This is a genomic window from Shimazuella alba, assembly GCF_009831235.1.
Lineage (GTDB): Bacteria > Bacillota > Bacilli > Thermoactinomycetales > Thermoactinomycetaceae > Shimazuella > Shimazuella alba.
The window spans coordinates 42820-65839 of sequence record NZ_WUUL01000017.1 but is presented as its reverse complement, the minus strand read 5'-3'; the positions used below and the strand labels follow the sequence as shown (position 1 = coordinate 65839).

The 23020-nt window shown below is 39.1% G+C and carries 25 protein-coding genes; 12 read left to right on the top strand and 13 right to left on the bottom strand.

Annotated features, from left to right (window positions below):
* Positions 1–19: 19 nt before the first annotated feature.
* On the bottom strand, positions 20–640 hold the full coding sequence (locus tag GSM42_RS18640; protein ID WP_160803053.1) for a TetR/AcrR family transcriptional regulator: 621 nt from the start codon (positions 638–640) through the stop codon (positions 20–22).
* A 211-nt stretch (positions 641–851) separates the two neighbouring features.
* The gene (locus GSM42_RS18635; protein WP_160803052.1) at positions 852–1199 is read right to left on the bottom strand and encodes a YybH family protein; all 348 of its coding nucleotides are present in this window, start codon (positions 1197–1199) and stop codon (positions 852–854) included.
* Between the two features lie 144 nt (positions 1200–1343).
* Here GSM42_RS18635 and GSM42_RS18630 point away from each other — a divergent pair, with 144 nt between their 5' ends.
* The 5 genes from GSM42_RS18630 to GSM42_RS18610 all read left to right on the top strand — a co-directional run bounded on the left by GSM42_RS18630 (position 1344) and on the right by GSM42_RS18610 (position 4885).
* The gene (locus GSM42_RS18630) at positions 1344–1670 is read left to right on the top strand and encodes a winged helix-turn-helix transcriptional regulator (protein WP_237446704.1); all 327 of its coding nucleotides are present in this window, start codon (positions 1344–1346) and stop codon (positions 1668–1670) included.
* Positions 1671–1916: 246 nt separating this feature from the next.
* Complete coding sequence (locus tag GSM42_RS18625; protein ID WP_160803051.1) at positions 1917–2669, top strand: hypothetical protein; 753 nt, start codon at positions 1917–1919, stop codon at positions 2667–2669.
* 537 nt (positions 2670–3206) lie between these two features.
* Positions 3207–3497 (top strand): hypothetical protein, encoded by a 291-nt coding sequence (locus GSM42_RS18620; RefSeq protein WP_160803050.1) that lies wholly within the window; start codon positions 3207–3209, stop codon positions 3495–3497.
* Positions 3498–3655: 158 nt separating this feature from the next.
* A complete protein-coding gene (locus tag GSM42_RS18615; protein ID WP_160803049.1) occupies positions 3656–4114 on the top strand; it encodes a hypothetical protein in 459 nt (152 codons plus the stop codon).
* A gap of 177 nt (positions 4115–4291) precedes the next feature.
* Positions 4292–4885 carry a class I SAM-dependent methyltransferase gene (locus GSM42_RS18610; RefSeq protein ID WP_160803048.1) on the top strand — a complete coding sequence of 198 codons (594 nt, stop codon included), beginning with the start codon at positions 4292–4294 and terminating at the stop codon, positions 4883–4885.
* A gap of 29 nt (positions 4886–4914) precedes the next feature.
* On the opposite strand, the gene GSM42_RS18605 is transcribed toward GSM42_RS18610, so the two are convergent.
* From GSM42_RS18605 to GSM42_RS18590, 4 genes are all read right to left on the bottom strand, one after another.
* Entirely contained in the window at positions 4915–5793 is an 879-nt protein-coding gene (locus tag GSM42_RS18605) for an RNA polymerase sigma-70 factor (protein WP_160803047.1), read from the bottom strand.
* Entirely contained in the window at positions 5771–7084 is a 1314-nt protein-coding gene (locus tag GSM42_RS18600; protein WP_237446703.1) for a phytoene desaturase family protein, read from the bottom strand. Before GSM42_RS18600 ends, GSM42_RS18605 begins: the two co-directional genes overlap by 23 nt.
* Before the next feature lie 304 nt (positions 7085–7388).
* Positions 7389–7991, bottom strand: a complete 603-nt coding sequence (locus GSM42_RS18595) for a GNAT family N-acetyltransferase (RefSeq protein ID WP_160803046.1) — start codon at positions 7989–7991, stop codon at positions 7389–7391.
* Positions 7992–8216: 225 nt separating this feature from the next.
* Positions 8217–8411 carry a hypothetical protein gene (locus tag GSM42_RS18590; protein ID WP_160803045.1) on the bottom strand — a complete coding sequence of 65 codons (195 nt, stop codon included), beginning with the start codon at positions 8409–8411 and terminating at the stop codon, positions 8217–8219.
* 1002 nt (positions 8412–9413) lie between these two features.
* Here GSM42_RS18590 and mgsA point away from each other — a divergent pair.
* Positions 9414–9794 carry a methylglyoxal synthase gene (gene mgsA, locus GSM42_RS18585; RefSeq protein WP_160803044.1) on the top strand — a complete coding sequence of 127 codons (381 nt, stop codon included), beginning with the start codon at positions 9414–9416 and terminating at the stop codon, positions 9792–9794.
* Between the two features lie 46 nt (positions 9795–9840).
* Here mgsA and GSM42_RS18580 read toward each other — a convergent pair whose 3' ends face one another.
* Positions 9841–11325 carry a flavin monoamine oxidase family protein gene (locus GSM42_RS18580; RefSeq protein WP_237446707.1) on the bottom strand — a complete coding sequence of 495 codons (1485 nt, stop codon included), beginning with the start codon at positions 11323–11325 and terminating at the stop codon, positions 9841–9843.
* A gap of 573 nt (positions 11326–11898) precedes the next feature.
* Between GSM42_RS18580 and GSM42_RS18575 the strand changes: the two genes are divergently transcribed.
* Positions 11899–12372, top strand: a complete 474-nt coding sequence (locus tag GSM42_RS18575; RefSeq protein ID WP_275402178.1) for a NucA/NucB deoxyribonuclease domain-containing protein — start codon at positions 11899–11901, stop codon at positions 12370–12372.
* An 83-nt stretch (positions 12373–12455) separates the two neighbouring features.
* On the opposite strand, the gene GSM42_RS18570 is transcribed toward GSM42_RS18575, so the two are convergent.
* Both GSM42_RS18570 and GSM42_RS18565 read right to left on the bottom strand, forming a co-directional pair.
* Entirely contained in the window at positions 12456–12680 is a 225-nt protein-coding gene (locus GSM42_RS18570; RefSeq protein ID WP_160803042.1) for a hypothetical protein, read from the bottom strand.
* 317 nt (positions 12681–12997) lie between these two features.
* Positions 12998–13333, bottom strand: coding sequence for a metal-sensitive transcriptional regulator (locus GSM42_RS18565; RefSeq protein WP_160803041.1), 336 nt, complete (start codon positions 13331–13333; stop codon positions 12998–13000).
* Between the two features lie 396 nt (positions 13334–13729).
* Between GSM42_RS18565 and GSM42_RS18560 the strand changes: the two genes are divergently transcribed.
* A complete protein-coding gene (locus GSM42_RS18560; protein ID WP_160803040.1) occupies positions 13730–14941 on the top strand; it encodes a hypothetical protein in 1212 nt (403 codons plus the stop codon).
* Between the two features lie 261 nt (positions 14942–15202).
* On the opposite strand, the gene GSM42_RS18555 is transcribed toward GSM42_RS18560, so the two are convergent.
* Positions 15203–15475, bottom strand: a complete 273-nt coding sequence (locus tag GSM42_RS18555) for a hypothetical protein (RefSeq protein ID WP_160803039.1) — start codon at positions 15473–15475, stop codon at positions 15203–15205.
* Positions 15476–15846: 371 nt separating this feature from the next.
* Here GSM42_RS18555 and GSM42_RS18550 point away from each other — a divergent pair, with 371 nt between their 5' ends.
* The 3 genes from GSM42_RS18550 to GSM42_RS18540 all read left to right on the top strand — a co-directional run bounded on the left by GSM42_RS18550 (position 15847) and on the right by GSM42_RS18540 (position 17439).
* The gene (locus tag GSM42_RS18550; RefSeq protein WP_160803038.1) at positions 15847–16455 is read left to right on the top strand and encodes a DUF2306 domain-containing protein; all 609 of its coding nucleotides are present in this window, start codon (positions 15847–15849) and stop codon (positions 16453–16455) included.
* 15 nt (positions 16456–16470) lie between these two features.
* Positions 16471–16908, top strand: coding sequence for a hypothetical protein (locus tag GSM42_RS18545; protein WP_160803037.1), 438 nt, complete (start codon positions 16471–16473; stop codon positions 16906–16908).
* Positions 16909–17190: 282 nt separating this feature from the next.
* A complete protein-coding gene (locus GSM42_RS18540; protein WP_160803036.1) occupies positions 17191–17439 on the top strand; it encodes a hypothetical protein in 249 nt (82 codons plus the stop codon).
* Positions 17440–17643: 204 nt separating this feature from the next.
* Here GSM42_RS18540 and GSM42_RS18535 read toward each other — a convergent pair whose 3' ends face one another.
* Together GSM42_RS18535 and GSM42_RS18530 are read right to left on the bottom strand one after the other, a co-directional pair.
* Complete coding sequence (locus GSM42_RS18535; protein WP_160803035.1) at positions 17644–18381, bottom strand: VOC family protein; 738 nt, start codon at positions 18379–18381, stop codon at positions 17644–17646.
* A gap of 627 nt (positions 18382–19008) precedes the next feature.
* Positions 19009–19821: a sigma factor gene (locus tag GSM42_RS18530; RefSeq protein ID WP_338055339.1), complete on the bottom strand. Its 813-nt coding sequence runs from the start codon at positions 19819–19821 to the stop codon at positions 19009–19011.
* A 317-nt stretch (positions 19822–20138) separates the two neighbouring features.
* Between GSM42_RS18530 and GSM42_RS18525 the strand changes: the two genes are divergently transcribed.
* Positions 20139–20564, top strand: coding sequence for a VOC family protein (locus GSM42_RS18525; protein WP_160803034.1), 426 nt, complete (start codon positions 20139–20141; stop codon positions 20562–20564).
* Between the two features lie 455 nt (positions 20565–21019).
* On the opposite strand, the gene GSM42_RS18520 is transcribed toward GSM42_RS18525, so the two are convergent.
* Positions 21020–22864 carry a HEAT repeat domain-containing protein gene (locus tag GSM42_RS18520; RefSeq protein WP_160803033.1) on the bottom strand — a complete coding sequence of 615 codons (1845 nt, stop codon included), beginning with the start codon at positions 22862–22864 and terminating at the stop codon, positions 21020–21022.
* Between the last annotated feature and the right edge of the window lie 156 nt (positions 22865–23020).

Here is a 23020-nt window from a genome sequence, read left to right as displayed (position 1 = left end):
CCCCTAACTTCCTTTGTCGTTATTTCGTTGCCTTCCTTACAATGTTTACAAGTTCTCTACTATATGTCTCCAGGTCAATCTTTTTTGTGGCGGCAGTAGTAAACATATACTCTCCAATTGCACCTTGAATGGTATTGGACATGACACCCACATGAAATTCTCCAAACACCCCTTGTTCTTGCCCTTCCAATAAAATTAGTTGCAATTCAAGTAAGAGAAGATCTTCTTTTTCCTCATTCAATTTATAATATGGCATGTTTTCAGCTGTTCTCGCATGAAAAACAATTTCAATCAAAGCAGTATTATGGGCATAATGTGTACCTTGATAAGCCAAACTTGCAGCAATAAAAGTCTCCAATTTTTTCTCCACACTGCTCTCCCTTCTCACACGCTCTAAAATATAGGAAGTTGACCTCTCCAAAAGTTTCATCAATACATGATTCATCAAATCGTTTTTATCGGAAAAATGATAAGAAATTAATGCTGTACTTATCCCAGCTCTTTTTGCAATCTGCGAAAGGCTGGCTTTGACATATCCAATCTTATCCAAAGTCCTGATCGCGGCCTCTGTAATTTGTTCACGTCTAGCTTCTGCTATAAACGATTGCTTTTCTTCTTTTTTTTCGTTGTTGTTTTCCATTTATTTAACCTTTCCTTTCATGACTAATCTTTTTATAAAAAATGGTCGATAAAACAATTTTTTATTTGATCAATCAATCAAAATTATGCCATAATCACTGGTTAGATACAATGAATGGGTAAATGACTTCATTAAAAAAGCAGCGCGAGTTGGCTGCTTTCCTAAATCTATCTTGCAACAACGATTGAATTTTAAACTCCTCTTATCTATCTTAGACTATTTGTGAGAAAGGTCTGTCAATCATATATTTCCAACTGCCATCCGGCTGTCTCCTTAGTACTTCACTTGTAATTCCTTGTACTAAAATGTTTTCTTTTGATCTATCTCGTAATACAAATTTCGCTTGTAGCAAAGCAATATTTCCATTTATCACCGTCGATAAATTAACAGATGTCATGTGTCCATTTAACCCAAGAAGCAGTTGTAAATCTTTTTTGATATTCTCAAGCCCTACTGTAGTTTCTCCTTCTTTTGTTACATGAATCGCTGTTTCCTCATATAAAGAGAGCAACTTTTGAAGATCAGCCGTATTGTACCAATATGCAAAAACCTCATTCATCTCTGTTGGATTTAGAATAGTTGTTTTTATATCTCATACCCCCTAGTTCCTTTATAATTAGTTTACTAGAACAGATTTTTGTTCAACAAGTACGCACAAGTTTCTGACTATGTCAGCAAAACTAGACTAAAAGGGGATATAAAATTGCCATACCTCCACCATAAAGATGACTGTGCCGTAGAGAATATACTAAGTATGATATCCGGAAAATGGAAACCTGCTATTTTGTATGAACTCTTTCAAAGAACAATGCGGTTTGGTCAACTCCAACAAGCCATTCCCTTTATTTCTCGCCAAGTCTTGACCACTCAACTTAGGGAATTAGAAAGTGATGGTATTATTTCCCGTAAAATATATCCTACTGTTCCTCCAAAAGTGGAATATACCGTTACGGAGCTTGGTCGGAAATTCGAACCGATCTTACAGGATATATCGAAATTGGTTGATTTATTTAAGGAAGGAAATAAATAGATTTCTTGGTTATAAATCGGAATAAACGGACCGACTTAGATAGGGTTGTTATGGATGGATTTTTGTATCATATTCAACTGAAAAAACCTGAAACCCTATTGGTTCTCTGGTTTTTGCATTGTCTATAGAAGACGAAGATTTATCTTACCTCCGCAGGTAGATTACCGAGGTTAAATTTTTCTAATTATCGCTGATTATGATATATTTTTAGTAACTCAACCGTAAGTCGATCTCCTAGGAGGAGATATGCGTAACAAGGCCAGTCTGCTCATTCTGGTGAACTTCGTTCTCTTCACGATGTTGCTGTTTGTACAGCGCTACTTCTTCAGTGCCATCGCCGAGAACTACCGCAACCTGGCGGCAACCGATGCTGATTACGTCGACCTGAGCATCATGCAAAGTCAGGCCGCTCACAACAGTCTGGTCATGGGCATCGTGCTCCTTGTGCTCGGAATCTGCTACATTCTCGCCAAGCTGAATGAGAGTCAGCAGAGCGCTGCACAGGTGATGCCCAGCATGTTGGAGAAGGTCATCTACGGAATCTTCGCTGTGTTCTACCTGGTCGGCGGGACTCTCCTGCTGAAGATGTACTCGAACAACCACGATGCTGCGGTCTCCAACCTCAGCATCTCGAACTACAAGATCGGCACGGACAAGGAGACGGTCTACCGCGAGCTGAGCGAGCTGCTGTTCCAGCAGAGCGACTTCCTGCTCGTGTTCGGTCTCGTCATGATCGTGATCGGTATGTTCGCGATGTTCCTGTTCGCTCAGTCTCTGAAGGAAAGGATCGTCAAGGGCATCGAATTCGGTCTCGTCATGATTCTGCTCGGCGTGATCGGGATGTACCTGCTTCTCCACTCTCTGAAGGACGGAATCGTCAAAGGCATCCAGATCGTGAAGAACAAGGTCTCCAAGACCAACACCGACGAAGGCAACACCACCGAGATCGAGACCAACATGGTCAAGACCGACGAACCGGTCAAGGACACACAGAAGTAACCGCATCCTCCTGAACGGGGAACCTTACGGTCGTCACCTGAAAAGGGGACATGACTGACTGGATCATCACATGGTCCAGTCAGTCGCCGTTTGCCCTCCTTTTTCCCATCTGAATCTTTCTTAGTAACTAGCCTCTTGTGGTGAACTTTTTCCCACCACACTTCCAAGACAACTACTGATTCTTTTTCTTATCATTCATTAAAAGACAAATATTTTATGATATATTTTTAGTAACCAACCGTAAGTTGATCCTGCGGGAGAAACAGTGCGCAACAACAAGTTAGGCCCGCTCTCACGGGGCTTCTTCACGATATTTGCGTGGTATCTACGAAAATCATCCATCAACCGGAGGATCGCTAGATACTGCCACCATGTCGTGAAACTGAGGGATGAGGAGAAGTGGAATGTCCTCTATCGCAACATGCACATCGATCGAGCTGACACGACCACTCTGAAGCTGATAGGAGGTATTGCGATCTTTGTGATCGCTGTCTTATACCTCATCTCCCTTCATGCTCAGACTCCCCCCAAGCGGAAGTGCTTCCTGATTCCCTCCATCGATCAGATGAACATGGTGCTCAGTTGCATCTGCACCAGCATCCTGATGGGGATCACCAGTCCGAACGATCATTCGGATCGGCTATTCCCTCAGCAGAAGATCGCAAGGAACAGGATCATCAAACAAATCATGTCCAACAAGGCCATGAAGTAGCAGTACGATCTCTCCCGTGTGGAACCTTACGGGATGCCGCCATGAAATGGCGGCACGACTGGCTGGATCACATGGTCCAGCCAGTCGCTGTTTACAATACTTCCGCCTGTACATAAAAACAATTATCAAGCAGACTAGGCATAATTATATAAACGTGTACTATTAACAATTTTATTCTTCCCCATTTTCAACAACCCACCATAAACATGGTATAATACAAAGCAACCACAATACTTAAATAATTCTACAAAACTTCATCATGAGAGGTGGTTCTATGCAACAGAATCAGGTTCATAATAGTGTTATGATAGAAGCTCCTATTTCTAAAGTATATTCTTATCTGACAGAATATAAAAACATGATTCATTTACACCCCCTCATCGAAGAAATAAGAGAATTACCATCGAAAGACTCACACAAATCTACACTTGAGATTAAAGATAAGATCCCTCTTTTCGGGGTGTTTCCTATCTATAAAACCTATAAAGCAATGGTAGAATCCAATCCAAGCGATTTCTCGATTACGATGGAAACTTACACCTTTCCTCAGATACATATTAAAAATGAACTAAAACTTCAATCAAATGAAGAGCATACAATTGTACTGGAAGATAAACTAGTCGAAACTCCAAGTTTACTCGCTAAGTTTGTGATGAAACAAGTAGTGTTTTCCCATTCCAATATGCTGACGGAACTAAAAAAAATCATGGAAATGCAAAAACAAAGTACGTAAACGATAAGCAACAAAAAGGTTATCTAGAGGATAGCCTTCTTTGAAATTCACTGATTCTTGTATAATAGGAAACCAATCTTTCATAATTAACTACTTATTTTCCATTTTAAATAGTAGAAGTTCACCATTTGCTTCAATTTATCCTATATTTTACAATTAAATCGAGGTGATAGAAGGATGCCAATATTTTCACAATGGGATGAAGCATACCGTACGAGAGAATACGAAAAACTTTGGGGTATTCCCTACCCGTCACAAGAATTAGTTGGATTTGCTGCAATACTCCCTTCACCAAATGGAAAAGTAGCTATCGATGTAGGCTGTGGAGCAGGAACAGAGGCTATTTTCCTAGCGCAGTGTGGATTTACCACTTATGGCTTTGATCAGAGTATAGAAGCTCTCAAAATAGCAGCACAGCGTGTGAAAAATTCAGGATTACCAATCACTTTTGAAAAGGCAAATATACTTGATATTCCACTTAATGATCAATCAGTAGATCTCATCAATGATCGAGGCTGTTTTCATGTGATACCAAATGATCTTCGACCTAATTATGCCAAAGAGATGACCCGGTTACTAAAACCAGGAGGAAAAATCTTTATGCGCGGCTGTAGAGATGAGGAAAATGAACGTTTTCAAGCAATCACTCGTGCAGCAATAGATACCTATTTTGGCAATGCATTCGATACAACCCCTGTTTATCCATTAGAAATGAATGATGGGACTCCATCTTTGCTGCGCGGGAGTCTCGTGATATTGACCAAACGTTAATAAGAAGAATAAAGAAAACGCCTAAAAAATTAGGCGTTTTCTTTATTTAAATGGGCTAATTTGTCTGGATTCGCTACTGCATAAATAGTCTTAATTCGCGAACCTTTAAAATCAAAGGAGTATACATATCGATCACCGTTATCCATATCAAAGATCAGACCCGGGATTAAATTGACATTTGCATAGCGCATAGTGAATTGTCCCGCATACATGCGAGCAAAATTGGAAAGCACATGAATCATATTTGAGAAGCCGATGATCGGAATTTGAGCAGCTCTTACTTTACCTCCTCCATCGTTGTACCAGATCACATCTTTGTGAATTAATTCCATGAGATGGGTTGTGTTTCCTTGCAAGATAGACTGCACAAAGTCCTTTACTTTTGCTTCTATAGCAACTGTATCCAATGTTACTTCAGGGTCAAAGTGAATACTCTGTTTAGCTCTTCGAAAGATTTGACGACAGTTTGCGCTTGATTTCCCTACTATTTCAGCCACTTCTTCATAAGAGTACTGAAAAATTTCCCGAAGTAAAAATATTGCTCTTTCTATTGCATTTAGTTGCTGCAAGAGTAACAAATAAGCAGTGGATAAAGATTCTTTTTTTAAATAGGTCACAGAAGGATCATCTACAAGTTCTTCTTGATCCAGTAGAGGCTCTGGAAGCCATGGTCCTACATATAGCTCTCGTTTTTTTGCCGATGATCGCAGTAAATCTAAACAACGATTGGTCACGATTTTACACAAGTATGCTCGCGTATTCTCCATTTTTTCTGCATTTGGAAGTTGATCAAAGGTAACGAACGCATCTTGCACGATATCTTCTGCATCCATCACACTACCTAACATACGATAAGCCAGTGAAAAAAGTAATGCCTTGTACTCTTTATACAACGACTCGATATCCATTCGTAGGAGTCCTTTCTTGACTAGTCTTTGTTATTATGTGTTCCACTGCACGTTTTGCACTGGCTAGTGCTGCATCAGCCAGTAACTCTCCATGTGTTGTCCAATCTCCTGCAACATATAACCCTTCAATCTCTGGAACATTTGGTCCTGGATTCACTTCGCGGTTCATATGAGGGAAGTCATGAGTTACGACAATTTTTGGTAAATATTGTCTTGCTACCAATTCATCACGCCACCCAGGTTGTGCTAAATCGAGAACTCGTTCCAAATCTTGTTCATCTTTTTTGGTATCCGTCTGCGTTCCTTGGTACTTAATCAGATGCACCACTTGATCACCATTATCACTTAAATAAGCTGCTCGTGAAAGATTGGAGAGTAATACAGGTTGATCAATCCCATATATAAATTGGTGTTTTGGTTTGGGCAATCGACGTAATGCAACAGATAAGCAAGCAGCTGTGATAGGAATTGCTTGATCTTTCCACGCTTGTAAAGACGTTTGATCGGCTTCAGATACTAATTTGCAGGAAATTTCAGGAGATGTAGTGAGAATGACATTTTCTGATGTAATCAAGGTACCATCTTCACAATGCACTGCTTTCACTTTTTTATCTTGATGTGTTACTTCTGTTACTTTCTCACTCAATATAAAAGAAACGCCACTTTGTACTGCTTTTATTCTCAATTGCTTAATTAAAGATCCCCAACCTTTTTCTATATAATAGACACCATACATGGAGCGCTGTAACTGTCTTAAAACCGGTCCAGCAGCCTGTAAATCAGGGGAAACCACATAACTAGCAGTTCGTAATAATGAATAAACAAAATTGCGCACCATAGAATCCATTAAATTACTCTCTACCCAATCTCGCACACTCCTATGATCAAAAGATTTCGTATCTAACTTCCTTAGTTTCGTTAATAAACTTCCCACTTCTAGTTTACCTTTAAAGGATAAGAGTGGGGTTGTCAATAGAGACATAAAATCCATAGGTAAAGACAGAAGTTTGTTTTTCCATATACCAAAGGCATCAATAGATGGTTCGCTTCCTTCAAATGTTACATCTAGTTCTTTTAAAATTTCAACAGCTTCTCCTTTGTATAGTGCACGACCGCCTAGATCAAAATAAGCGCCATTTTTTTTCTTGGTAATGGCTCTACCCCCCAGTTGTTTTTGTTGTTCCAATACAACTGTTTTCTTACCAGCTTGTGCAGCATAGATAGAAGCTACTAATCCTGCAAGACCTCCACCCACAATCGCAACATCATAATTCATCATTATTAAATTCATCCCTTTCTCCTCTTTTACTCTTATAACGATCAAGGGAATGAGTTTGTGACATAAAAAATTATTTTCTTTCTTCATTTCCAATGAATATATTCTAAGAAGAAAGTCCATTTATGATAGATTTTAAATGGTGATGTATACAAAAAATTACTGGAATGAACGCAAAAGTAATCTTTGTGGTTGATAGAAACAACACCAATAAAACTAAATATTATGAATATAATAATTGCACCTCCCTATCAGACATGAACCATCTAAGATGAATTCATGATAATAGGGAGAACACGCTCTGAGGAGTGACCAGATCTTACTTCGGGTCATAGACCCAGATGAAGTGAGCATGGGCACGGGCACGGGTATGCTCAGGAGCACCTTCTGGAGCCTTCTTGCGAACACCCGTGTTCACGAAGCCGATCTTGCTGACGTGATCCTGTGACGAAGTGTTGTTCTCGTGGATGTGTGCCTCGATGGTACGGAATCCGTACTCACGAACCCACTCCGCCAGTACCGCAGTCACGGCAGGCATGATGCCCTTGCCACGGTACTGCTCGCACATGACAGCCCAGCCGAAAGCGCACGACTCTTCCTCGAGGTTGATGTCGGTGACAGCACGGCCTCCGATCAGTTCTCCCTCTGAGTTGAAGAAGTCGAAGGAGAACCGCTTCCCCTTGTAGAAATCGTCTCGAGGGATAATGAGGTGACGCTGAACAGCTACGTCCTTACCTCCTCGCTTCGGGTCAGATTCGGCCAAGTAGAAGCTGAGATCCATCTGATCGTATGCCAGAGTGAACTTCTCCGCGAACTCCTCATCCCACTCCAAGGGACGCGGGCGGACGGTAACTGTACCGATAGCCGTCTCCACCTCGAACTGGGGAAGCCCTTCGAACTTCGGGAAAGTAAGCTTGGTCACTGCGACTCCTAAGTGAGAGTGTTGGTCTGCCAGAATAGGCTTATTTACAGTTTATCAAAAACTTTTACTCTTTCACAAAACAAAAAAGCATCCTGGCATAAACTAGGATATCGATGATATGTTTTATTTCGTCTGTGCTCCCAAAAAAGCAGATACAATCAACTGTTGACTTAGCTTAGACTGCTCAGAACTCTATGCATCCGTGGAATTGATTGCATATACCATTTAACGCTGACCATCGTTGGTTCCACCAACACCATTCATGTAACCATCTTTTGCACCTGTTTTACCCGACATAGTGACGTTACCCATTTTAAATTTACGTAGTCCCATTCCATAGTTGGCTTTGCCTAATACATTTTCATCATCGTCTACCCTATCAATCGGCTGACTATTTTCGTCTGTTGGCAGGGTGTACAAGTTCTTCTGTACACCAGCAGATAATAGTTTGCAACTAGCAGTGCTGAGAAAAATTTATTGATATCCGGATCAGTAGAAATAGTATCACTAGAAGCAAAGTTTAACGAAGAAGACCACATGATGCTTTAAGTATAGGGATTTGGCTACTTTGGAATATAATCATAAGTTTTAAATTTATCCCATACCAAAATCCATAGACTTTCAGAAACAAACTTCTTTTCTTTAACGTCTACTACTCTAAGTAAAAACCACAATAAAAATAAAAGAATTACAAAAAAAGATTGACAAACTACCACTAATCGATTAAAAATAAATAAAAGAAGAAATCGCTTTCAATATAAAATAAATAAAAAGACAGCATTTAAGATTAGTAGGACTCAAATACATCTGTTCCTATATCTTAAAATCTACTGTCTCTATCGATCTCATATCTTATTATTCTAGTAAATTAAATGGGAAGATGTTAGGAAATCACAGGATCAAATAACAGAGAATTGAGGAAGCAATCGAAGGAAATATCTAGAACTTAAGAAAAGGAATTACACGTAACCACTTTGTCCAATTTTGCCTTTTCCCACTATATGGGAGACCAGTTGGAGTGGTTGATTCCAGTTCAGAGGGTCGGATATTTTTCACTTCTTGATAAATACTTCTCCTCATTTCATTTGTATGAGTTTCCAAGTGAAAATAAGATTCCAAAGCATTTCATTCCTTTCTTTCTTGTATAATTTTATTTCTTTAACCTTTATAAGACTAATGAAATTATAGTTTAGCGTCAAGGGAAATTTCTTAAAATTAGCCATTTGGTAATATTTTTATGAAATTAAGAACAATACTTATACATAATTATGGAAGTAACTACACTATCCTCCGCTAGTTAACAAATTTTAATCCTCCTATTGAAAACTTCTTTTTTCTCTTTTCCATCATGTATAATGATTACATTATACATTTCCATCTCCTAAACTTTACTGCCACATGAATAAAAACGGGGGATTACCATTGAAAATTGCATTAGTGGCTCATGACAAAAAGAAGGCAGAAATGGTTGAATTTATGGTAAAGTATGAAGCTGTTTTTCAACCCTACTCCCTATATGCAACAGGTACAACTGGAAAACGGATCATGGAAGCGACAAATCTTGAAATTCATCTATTGAAATCAGGGCCACTCGGTGGAGATCAACAGATTGGTTCACTGATCGCAATGGGTGACTTGGACTTAATCTTTTTCTTTCGAGACCCCCTGACAGCTCAGCCTCATGAACCAGATATCAGTGCTCTTTTGCGATTATGTGATGTTTATGGCATCCCACTTGCAACCAACCAATCGACAGCAACATTGCTCGTACAAGCATTAGAAATCGGTTGGCTTTTAAAGTGAAAATGGATATAAAAAAAAGTAACCCAATCCAGATGGGTTACTTTTTTTATATCCGAAGCTCCCTCAAAAGCTGTTGTGCAACTTGCTCTCCTGTTTCCACAGCACCGTTCATATAGCCTCGAGAAAAACGAGAAGTGTGTTCGCCTGCAAAAAAACAATTTTGTTCTCGCTGTTGCTCCCAGTTGCCAAAACGTGTATATTGACCGACTTTATACATGGAATAAGAACCTCTTGTCCAGTCATTTTCAGCCCAACGATCGACATGTGATTTTCCCATCCAGCAATTTAAGATCGAGGGGAATAGAGCTTCCGTATGTTCCAAAATCTCAGAAAGCTGAATAGATAAGGCTTTCTTTCCACCGTTATAATAAGATAATATTCCAGTATTACCTGTTTGACTCGAAGTAGCATCCCAAATACTGTGATAACCGATATCGGAGATAATATCACAGTATTCTTCTGATAACCCCCAATATCTTTCTGTAAACAACAGATGGGCTTTGGTATTGTTCCCCATTTCAAGTTCTTCGATAACTTGACGTTTTTTCTCAGAAAACCCTGCATATTTATAATCAACACGTGAACGCAGGATGGAGAAAGGAACAGTCAATGCTACATAATCTGTTATAACTTCTGAAATAGCATGATCCTGCTGAAATAATAAGGTATACCTGCCATCACTATTGTGTTTGATAGAAACTAACGAACTCTCGAGAATAATTTGATCTTCGAGTTCTTCTACTAACCGTTGAATAATACGATCTGATCCTCCACTAACCCGATAACGTTCATCCGATATACCAAATAACACAAATTGATCTTTGTTTTGGTTTCCTAAAAGTTGAAGTAGATTTAAGGAGCTCTGCTCCATCGTATCCATTCCAAACAACTCCGTATAAGCAACATCAAGAAGTTTGCCTAATTGCGACTGGTGACCTAGCGGAATATTTTTATCAATCCACTCCCAAATAGAAATGTGATCCAATTGCCTTTTTTGATCTGGTTGCAATCCTTCTACTATTTTAGGCCATACTTCCTTTAGATCTTCTGAAAGCTCGTGATGGGTGTATTTCGTTCCATTAATATAAAAAAAGGTTCGATCATCTCTTCTGACTTTTTGAGTAGAATCTACAACAGATAAACCTAGTTCCTCAATCAACCGTAAAATCTCTTTGTGATTGCTGTCAATAAATTCACCACCATGTTCAAAAAATTGATTGTTCCCAAAAAAATTCCTCTCAGTCCAACAGCGTCCCCCGACTCTATTTTGTGCTTCAAAAACCTTCGTCCGTATACCTGCTTTCTTCAATCGATATGCACACACCAAACCAGCTAAACCAGCACCAACGATGACTATTTCGCGAGATGGGTTATTCCCAAATGAGCTCTCTTGCTTATGCTTATTCGATAAAATGCTAGAATTTATATCTGCTGGATCCCTCTGTTTTCCTCTTGATATATTCGTTTTTGGTGCTCCATTCGCTTGCAGCACACTGCTTCGAAGTTGCAAAAACTTGGATGCTCTCTTCATCACGAAGGTGTCCCCTCTTCAAAATGATATAAAATTTTTGTATTACAAAATAGAAAATTGATTTGAAATAAATAGTTTTATAATTCAATAATATGTTAAATATCAGATTTTTAAAATCAGATTTTTCTCTTATTTGCGATCATTTTCTTTTTTAATTACATACGAAAAAAGAGTGTCCACCCACTCTTTTTGCATTCTTAGTACATATATTATAATTCAAATAATGAAGACACCATCTAAACACTGGAAGATAAAACATTAGATATATAACATAACAATCCATGTTACGACATGTTATTTCGAATCTATCAATGTTAAAAAAAGCTGCACAGAACTATATCCTATTTTTCTTCTACACTACTTTCCAACCATCTTCATTCGACCATTACTACTAATTGGATTTTATATCCATAGTTTATCGTTTTTTCATTCGCAATTTATCTTTTATTTAAATATTATTAGTAATTCTTCATAATTATAACTCATGAAAATGAATAGTGTCCATTTCGATATATGGAACATCTCCATCTATATATTTGGTTTTATTTACATTTAAAATCAGGAGAGGATCTCATGACAAAATATTGGAATATCATTCTTATACTCATATTTTTTAGTGGTATTTTCATGAGCATCATCGTCTCAGATCACCATCACCCATCACCTATTAATCATAAGATTGAAATCCCGAATGATAATCCAAAACAACAAACAAAATCCAACAATGTTGTCACTGTGCATTTTCCCAGTGATAAATATCCAACTGTAGCTGACCATATAAAAGATGCCATTTCTGCTGGCAAACCCAGTAATTGCACCATTGATAGAAAAGGGGCAAAAAAAAATCGGGAAGAATCACTTAAAAACACCCCGACAAAAAAGGGATATGATCGAGATGAATTTCCAATGGCAATGTGTGAAGAAGGGGGAAAAGGAGCAGATATTCGATATATCAAACCAAAAGAAAACCGTGGAGCTGGTTCTTGGTTCTCTAATAAAGTAGAGAAATATCCGAATGGAACAAAAATCAAAATTGAGGTGGATTAAATTTTTATGACGCATGAAGGTGAATACCACAGAAACCACTGCAATCACTACCACAGTGGTTTCTTCGCCTGCGAGCAAGGTTACTACTTTCGTGATTTTCGCAAGCTATAACGAGCTAAATAACCACAAGCAACTGGAAATAACACAGCTCCAATAACTTTCCCTATACTCTCCGCTATATCGGAACTATTAAAACCACTGGCTAGATTTACGATTGCTCCTATTGATAAAAGTACAGTCAATACAACAAGGACATAGCCAAGTATTCTCCATCCCATGTGACCTTTCTTATTTTTCTCTGATTGCATTTTGTTTCATCTCCCCACAAAAAAATAGCTTTCTATATAACCAGATAGATTTATCATTTGATTATCTATCATACTATACGAAACAAAGAATTTCTCTGAAAAAACTTTCCTTTTTTATATGAGAATTGAAGATATTCTTAAGGGGTGAATGATAATTTGCACAGTGGCTATCTTTGGGAAATATCATGGCTCATCAGATTAAGGATTTAAGTCTAGAAATCTTATTCTTTGTAAAAAGAAGGTATACAAATGAATACTGCTTTCGCTATTTCAGATATAAGACGAATACAGTTAGCTATATGTGCTAATCCATGACATTACTTTAACAACTTATTTATCGTAGTAAGCAGCTCATCAACAATCTCATCATCTCCTTCTTGAAAACGTTCCACGACACAGGTTTTCATATGCTGTTCCAATAATAACTTGCCAACTCCGTTTAAGGCAGATTGAATCGAAGCAATTTGATTTAACACATCATCGCAATAGGTGTCTTTTTCAATAAGTCCTTTTATACCACGAACTTGACCTTCGATTCGACTGAGCCTATTCATCAGATTCTTTTTAACTTTATCCGTGTGATGGCTCTTACGAGCTTCCTCTCCTACATGGCAGGATTCATTTGGCAAGTTTTTATCCGCTTTTGTCTCCATAGATTTCCTCTCCGTCCTAAATAGGGATATCCCTTTATTATAACATTAGTCCCCCACCCTATTTCATGTGTTAACGAATAGATTTATCTATATACATCCAAAACAAAGTTCAAGTACTTAAAATATAATCATTTGGAGAAGCACTCAAAGCTTGTGATTGTTGATTTGTTCGAAATAGAATGAATATTTTATAAATAATTCCATGGGTGTAGACTTTTATCTATATCCACAAGCACTCTGAGAGGAAACCACCATGGAACTCAATGGACTCCCGAAGGGCAGCCGGATCGCCCCTACTGTTTTGGGGCATCGCGGTTCCCGGCTGGTAGTCCACGTTCCCGTCAAATCGAAAAGGTCGATGAGCGGACTGGTCTTCCGTTCTGCGCAGTGAAGTCAGTGTTCCACGATGACAACTCCGTCTTCATCGGATTCGGAGTACCGAACGTCTTCACCATGCTTCCCAGCAAGGAAGAAGGGAAGTGGGACAAGTTCTCTGCATTCATGTTCTTTCGCAAGCGTTCCTACGTAGCGAAGAAGATCGATCGAATGCAGGCTGGTGTCTACTTCGATCTTCGCGGTCTGCCGTCTGAGGCGACTGATGCAATCCGGCGAGAAATGAAGGTACAGGAGGGCCGGCTGACGGCCAGTTGTGCTAACGCCAACGCTCGTGTCCTCTCCGCCGCAGGTTTCACATGTGGTGGAAAGTCACTCAAGCGTGTGTATCGTCCTTCCCATCTCGCTGCCCTCATCTGGGAGCACGGTCTGGAATACAAGGGCGAAAAGGTATCCATCCGCATCCTCCTCGCAGGACGCGAAGTTAGTGATCACTTTCAGGCTGTTTGGATGAAGGAGTTCACTTCCTTCTGCCGAATGGTTGAGAAGACCATCAAGGAGAAGCTCGTCCGAAACAGCCACGCAGCAGTATCTGCACCGAAGTTTCTCACGAACCAGCGGGTTGATGGTATGTCTGTCGAACGTTGGACAGCAGCTGGAGAGCTCGCAACTGTTGGTATCAGCCGTCCTTCGTGGTTTGGGGTCTGGCTTGGATTTATTCTTGGCCAGCGTCCCATCTTCAGTGCGGAACCGGGTATGCAGATCACCGCTCCCGAACTCCAGGATGCACTTCCCGCATTCCCGGGGAAGCTCGACAAGGTGACGAAGCTGAAGAGGTACATCCTGTTCTCGCGTCCGGTTGTCTGGGCGATCCGCCGTCATCTGGTTCGAGACATCGATCAGTACAAGGATGTTCCGCGACGGGCAATCGTCGAGATGCTGCGGCTTAGCAATGGTCCCACTCATGAACAGGCATTCGTCTACAACCTCGTGGTCACCGGGTCCGGTATCCACATTGCTCGTCTCGAAAACCGAAACGGACGTGACCGCAAGATCATCAATTGGCTTATGGCCAAGCATGTACTGATCTCAGGTTACGACCACGACGTACGGTTTGCTGGTGAAATCTGGATCTATGTGGTGGGTGGAGAGTACACCGTCTACCTGAGCCCCAACTCCGGCACCTACCGACCTGGCGATGAGCGACTGAAGGCAATTGCAGCCTACCTCCGTGACGTGTTCCATGTCAAGGTGGAGATCGTTCCCGTCTCATAGTGCTACAAAAAGGTGGCAGAAACACTGTCCACCTCGCCCCTTCTTGGTCCCCCATACATTCATGGGAGGGTTAAGAGGGGGCATTCGTTATAAAATAACTAACACTTCCTCGCTTCGAAAACCATCCACCATTTTATTTGTTAAATTCGATACAAAACAAAAAACCTTTGATTTCTTAAAGGTTAGAATCGATTCTCTAGTCACTCTATAAAAGCAATCACGGCAATGTATTGCTAATACATTGCCTAAGCATTTCAAATCCTACTGGATCTTATCTAAAATGGATTGGTATACTTGAACACCATCTCCATGAATATGCTCCACTTCATCTTGAATTAAACTGGTCAAGTATTGCTTTTCTTCCTCATACAACTCTGTCTCTTGGTCCCTGAGGCGTTGCTGCAAATAAGAAATAACCTCTAAATGGTGAATATCGTTTGGTGATGACTCCAGATTATGTTGATTGTATATTTCCATCTTTTCTTTCTCCAGCTTCGTCGAAAGAATATTCATTTCTTCTAAAGTAAAGTACATAGGATTATCCCTCCAATATGTCCATTAGTATAAACAGTGAAAAGATAATCCATACAAAAACGAAGAGGCTGGGTTTGATGAAAAAATACCTTCTTATTCGTCTCCATTTCATAAATATCACCGATTTTGCTTATTACCCTCATCTGGATATAAAAAAGGGATTAGATGACGTAATTAATTTTTAGAAATTTAGTAATAACAATTGATTCAAACCTCTTTCTTTTGATTCATCTTATTTTTGATCCATAAGAGCTATTCATTATAATTTTAATTTTTTATAGAATTAAAATAGGGAAATTTGAAAAGATGAGAATATCATTTTTTATAATATTTCCCAAATTACCTTATCGATTTACTTAGGAGTAATTTACATGAGACAAAAAAATGTGGTTGTTTTATTATTTATTATTGCAATAATGTGGGTATTACACACAGTTTCCAAAAACTTTATGGTCGATCCAACCTTTGAATCTTTTTTATCTCGTAAAGATGTTATTTTAACGAATGGGAATCTATGGACAACCATGATTCAAGTACACATCATACTGGCAGTAGTTGCATTAATGACAGGACCATTAGGGCTGGTTAAAAAACTGCGTGTCCCACCTGCTTCCTTCCACAGATGGAATGGAAGAATTTATGTTTTGTCCATTGTCCTTAATTTCATACCAGGAATCTATGTTGCTTTTTTTGCAACTGGTGGATGGTTAAGTACATTTGGATTCATCGTTTTAGAATTGCTATGGTTAACTACTACTCTACTTGGATACATACATATTCGAAAAAGAAATATCGACAAACACAGAAGATGGATCATTCGTAGTTTTTCACTTTCATATGCAAACATGACTATCTATATTTTGGTAACTACTGTCCATTTTGGGTTTACATTTTCATACGGTGTTTCTTATACAGTTGCTGTTTGGTTATGTTGGATCATTAATCTACTTCTAGCGGAATGGATCATAAAAAAGAAATGAAAAAGGATGGATGAGATGTATTATTCTATTTTACTAGTGATTCATGTAATAAGCGCTACACTACTTGGTGTATATATCGTACTTCCTTGGCAAGTAAAACAGTTGACTTCTTTATCTGAGGAAAGATTAGCTCCGTACCTATCTTTTTTATTGTCCTTCACTAGAACTGGACACTATTCCATTATCGGATTATTGTTTTCTGGAGGACTAATGATTACTTTCTTTCATACAATTCCTTCTATGCTCTGGGTTATTGTATCCATTACTTTACTTCTCATAATCGGTGCATGGATCGGAATATTGCAAGCTAAACTCAAAAAAGTTCTAAAGTCACATGATCCAGTCGAACAATTACAAAAAGAAAATAGATCCATTTTCTCTCTAAGCTTTTCAGCAGCATGTTTTATCATTATTGCTATTGTAATCATGACAAATCCAACTATTCTTTCATGACCCAGAATAAAATCACGTATCGCTATTCCCAGCCCATCCGCAACCCTAATTTTTAATTTCCATACTATTATTATAAAATAGGAATGTCCTGCTGAACCGTCCCACAAGGAAAGGAAACAAGGTGGATTTCTGGGGAAAGAAAAGGAAGGCTAGCAATGAGCTGCTAGAACTCGCAGAACAAGCTGCTACGAGTAATCTTAATGTTATCATGCACATCCCTGCGGCTTACGTTACCCTTGTACTAAGGTCAATCGTTCAAGTGAAAAAGCTAAGGTTCTTCGCTTGAGTTCCGCCACTCTAAAGCGACTCATGGAGACATTTGCTGGTAAGCCGCTTGCTCTCCCATATACAGATATCGAGATCACTCCTAGGAAGCTGGAAAAAGTGATAACGGATGCGCTGAAACTTCGAGATGACCTAGGAAATTACCCTGATTCTCTGGAAATCATGCTTCATCCAACTGGGAAGGAATTCCTGCATTTCCTAATCGTTCAGCTGGTGGATGAGTTAAGGCAGATAAAGTCAGCCTGACTCATCCACTTCATTCCTATTTGTTTTTAATTCCTCGAAAACTTCTGTTGTTTTCTATACATCGCTTACATCTATCATTCTCCTTCTCTATATGTTATCCATAAAAGATCCCCTCCTCATAAACGTCATGAATTCTTTAACTTTGAGAAATATTAGGAAGAAACCATTTCAAGAAACGGCTCTTCAATCTTTCATACCTGAATTTTATTTTGGTTCCATAATAGAACAAACTGTACCGTCAGGACAGGCTAATAGAAAACTGTCTTCTCCATTCGTATCCTGTGCACGAACCATTACTTTCGCTCCAAGTGATTGAGCGATTGCTAACTTATTATCAAGATTGTGAGTATGAAAACAGATGATCCACTGGGATTCGGTGATATTAGGTGTAACCTCTGACATGCTAGCAGGATATCGCTTTCTACTTTTGAATGGAATACTTATATTCGACTCTAGTTCCCAATTGAATAATTTCGAATAAAATGCACCAGCTTTCGTTAGATCTGTCGTCATAAGTTCCATTCGGATGGGTGCTCCTTCTCGTGAAATGTCTGCATTCATTCCTCGAAACTTTTGAGTCTCCCAGAGAGTAAGCACTGCACCTGTTGGATCTTGAATCGTTGCCATTCGACTGAGATCCCCTACATCAAATGGCTCTAATAAAAGCTTGCCACCTAGATCCAATACTCGAACCGCCATTTGATCAACATTGTCAACTTCCACATAACAGCTTACATGAGGCATGATTCCTTTTGCAAAAATGGGTAAATTTAAATCAGTAAGACCACCGATTTCATTTTCTGCTAGATATATTTTTGTATACATTCTATTGGATAGCCTTTCTTCTTTAAATTGCCATCCAAGAAACTTGCGATAAAATTGTTTGGTCATATCCATATCTAACGTTTTGATATCTATCCAACAAAGTTGATCCTTTAACATCAAAATATCCCCCTTAAAATCTATGCTGCAAGAAAACTAATAGAAAAGTATTGGACAAGAGCAAGTTATGGCGCTTTATGAAAATAATATTAGTCAGAACCTCCCTCTTAAACGAAAAAAGCGCACACTTCTCCTATCGAAGTGCGCGCGTGCGCTAGTCATTTTAAAATTATCTTTTCCTATAACAAAATATAATAAATGTACGAAAAAATCAAATATTTTTTATACCCATTTTTAACAAAATAATTCCGAAATTCACCTAAACTTCATGACTGCTTCACTCGTACTTTTTTAAAAATTTGATGTTCTGTTCAAGCTTTATTTAATTGAATTATACAACTAATTAAAACGTTTAAAACATACCTTTTTCAATTATAATAAAAGAAAGACTTGGAGCACAACGAGCCCATCCCTCGAAAAGTTATTATATGAATTTCAAAAGACTCCTATATCTCATGGAATTACATTCACTGTGGACGGATAGCGTGTTAGTAGACATTCTCTTGTTTGAGGCTATCTACTACTAAAACAATCATTTACCAATAAAGTACAAAAAACGCATTGTCTGAGATAGCGACAGTACGTTTTTTTCTTTTTATTCTATTAGCTCCTTTGTTTGTCAGTCAATTAATCGTTCAACAAGGCTAAATCGAGTTGACGAAGTCGTGCCTGTTCTGCAGTCATATCCATCTCAGTGATTTTGCCATCCACAATCTTAAATTCGAGCACGAAGATAGGACGATCAAAAGAACCCACGACTACCCCTACAGATCCGTTCACGAGCACCGGCTGCGCACCTTGGGCACGACCAACGAATGCTTTAGCAACGGCTTGTGAACCATGTAAAACTGGCGTATTGGAGGCTGGAGGAAATGCAGTGTCGTTTCGGAGTACAACATTTGGATCTAATACGGTGAGAAGTTTCACAAAGTCTCCATTGCGCGATGCAGCAATGAACGCATCTACAAGCTCCCGTTTTCGTTTGAGCTCCGCTTCTGCTGTTTTCAAAGTCGACTCGACACCACGAACCCGGCGACGTGCGCGGCTTGCAAGCTGCCTTGTTGCCGTCTCGTTACGTCCAATGATGGGAGCGATCACCGAGAAAGACAAGGCGAATATATCATGTAACACGAACGCAATGCGTTCAGCAGGATTTAATTTTTCAAGGACTACAAGCATCGCAAAACCAACAGAATCGGCCATCAGCGCTTCGTGTTCGGGATCGCTTCTGCCTTGGAGACTGGTAACTGGTTCAGGTATAGTATCCATCGTAAGCTCCTCGCGCCTCGATTTACGAGATCGCAGCATATCTAGACATACCCTTGAGACGATTGTTGTCAGCCATCCTCCCATATTCTCAACTCTACTAGTATCAGAGCGGCTAAGACGTATCCATGACTCTTGTATAGCGTCATCCGCTTCACTCAAAGATCCGAGCATCCGGTAAGCTACCGCTTGCAGGTGATTTCGATGAGCCTCGAATTTCTCCACAAGCCAATTGTGATTGTTCATGCTGTGCCACATTCCTTCCTTCATTTTTTCCTTTTTACTTATATGTCGTAAGAAACTCCGTAAATGTGACAGAGATGCTCAAATCATACAATCTTTTTTGAGTTTCTCATCTAAAAAAATTTTACAGATTCGGTCACGTTTCTCCATTCATGTACGACATAGTTAATGACAAGGAAAATCGGCCAATATGTAAAAAGCCTACCAATGTCACAGTAAAAAACATCTAAATTTAGGAGATGATTGTAGTGAGTACGATTTTTATCCCTTTTCTTGAAATGAACGGCAGCGCTAATGAGGCCATCGATTTTTATGTGAAAGCGCTAGATGCAAAAGTTGGCTATACATTGCGATTTGGCGATATGCAAGAAAATCCGGAATCCCCGCTGTCTCCAGAACAAAAAAACTTGATCAACTATGCCATTTTGAAAATTGGAGATACAGAGCTTCAACTATCCGATCATTTTACTCGCAGTAACTACCAGAAAGGAACGCAAGTGACCATCGTTATTCAAACCGATGATAAAGACCAAGCTACTAGATATTTTGAAGCGCTTAAGGAAGGCGGTCAGGTGAATGATCCACTAGAAGCAAATTTCTTCAGTCCCGCTTATGGTAATGTAACAGATAAATTCGGCGTTACGTTCCGAATCTTGGCCACAAAACAACAATGATTTATCCTGCAAGTGCTCTATATACAAATAGCAGGAAAAACAAGCGGCTCTTTTCGCATCGTATGCGGTAGGCCGCTTGTTTTTTGGTGAGCCGGTTCACCTGACCGAAAGATAGGATAATAATGCAAACAGATATATTAGTTGAAAGATTCGAGGAAACAAAACATAGATTAATTCTTCCTAATTCCTAATCACGATAAAACATGAGTAAGTTCACAATCAAAGGCATTGGGCAAAAACACCCAAAATGCTAATCCTTGCTTTTTACAATTAAAACTTTCTAAAGGAAAGATTTCGGTTGATGCTCTCTCTACATTCGGTTGGTTTAGGTGTTTTTATGCAGTTGATTTAAGCTCAAGTCTATCATGCGAATTATATTAGTTTGCTATGTTTCCTACTATTAGCACATATACACATACTTGACTTAAAAATCTTCCTTCTACTTCCCTTAGAATCTATTTCTTTTTTAATACAATAATATGTGGTGTAAGCCCGCCCATCTCGATAGGATGATCCATTTCCATGGTAAAATTATTTTTATACAAGGCTACTGCATGATGAAATAGATTTACTTCCTGCGTCAATAAAACAGCTCTTCCACCGACATCCAATACTCGGTTTACTTCTTTCATAAATGGTGGATACAATGCAACATTCGCTTCATGATCTCCCACACGTCGACCAAATGGTAGATTCGATACAATAACAGATACACTGCTATCCTCTAACGGAAGCGAAGTAGCATCCCAGATTTGTACATCTACATCATTATATTTGCTTAAGTTATCAGCAGCTGTTTGGACGGCTTCTGCATCCAAATCTCCACCCTTTAGTGTGCGATAGGTCCCAAAGGCAGCACGATCAAGTAACAAGGTTCCTGATCCACAAGTCGGATCGACAAATACATCTCCATCAGAAGGTTTGGAGCACAAAACCATTGCTCTGGCAACTCTCCAATCAAGAGAAGTTGATCGTAATCTCCGAGTCGGTCGTGTCATTTCTTTCTCTGTGACAACTAGAGCGGTCTCGAATACAGTTGATTTTATTTTTATCTTCTTAAAACGAGAGGTTAACTGATCTATGTTGTAATCTTTCACATAAGGGTTGATGCTAATACTATCATTTTCTTCATCGGTAAAAGATAAAACGCCATGAACTTGCACGATGGTATGTAACAAACGTAGTTTCATCAAGTCCGCTTCATCTTGTATCACTTCTATCCAACCATCACCTACTACGCCTTTTTGAAGTGTAATTCCTTGTAAAGTTGCTTCTTCTATGACAAATGATTCTAAACCTGGTAGAGTCTCTAAGATGTAGCGACCCCATTTTGGAGTCAACTCTTGGATATGCTGGAATTGAGCATCACTTTCTATCACAGTTTGTGCAAGGTATTGTATTTTTGGAGAAGGATGATTCGCTTTAAGTGACTCTATGCTTTTTTTCACTTGGTCTTCTTTTAAATAAGAAGAAAGATGCTTTAAAGCAGTTTTAACTACTCCATTACTCGGGTCACGAAGCAAGCTAATAAGAAAAGATAACTTGATATTTTTAGGTAACAAGGAGTTTGCAATGGATTGGCAGACCGATAACCGAACGTTTTCTCGTGAATCATCCATTAATCGTTTATAATCGGCATCATAAAAAGTAACATAAGGTAATGCACCTAATAACGACGCTAATACCTTATTTTCCTTTGTTCTGACGACAGCTCGAATAAAAGCTCCTCTTATATCCCCACTTGCACTAGAAGCATCTTTTAAAGCAGCTTGCACAGATTCCTGGGTACAATCCAACGATTGAATAAGTTTGATAAAAGTGTGATGACCTAATTTCATTCCACTAACTAGTATTCCTTCTGTTAATCTTGCACTTGCTCCTTGTAATAATTGATTCAACTGTTCAACTGCAGATGGATCTCCAATTTCTCCAATTGCCCAAACAATTGTCTTCGTAATCTTGAATCCAAATCCTTTGGATAACAACGCAGATAAAGCAGGAACACCTTCTCTCCATTTCAGTCTCCCCATAGCCCAGATAGCCATTTGAATGACATCAGAATGCTTGTCCTGTAATCCTTTTGGAATGTGCCCTGCCAACTTCTTATCCTGCATTTCACCAATTAACGCGAAAGCCATACGACGAACCCTAAAATCTTTCGCTTTGGTCCCTTGCAAAATAGCTTCTTCTCTCTCCTCCGCAGTAGATACTAAAAGTGTTTTTGCCACTTTTACACGTGACTTCTCTTTTCCATTTGCTAAATCCAAAATAAATGAATATAGCAGAGTATCATTATTCATATATACAACCACCTTATTTACAACCTCTATCTCGATGAAATACTTTTTTCCATCGTTTATCCGTTCCAAAACACTTCTTCTACTATATCCTACCCTACCCCTAAAATGGGATAAAAAAGATACAGTGATTTCATTCCCCTGCCCGTTCCTCCGCTT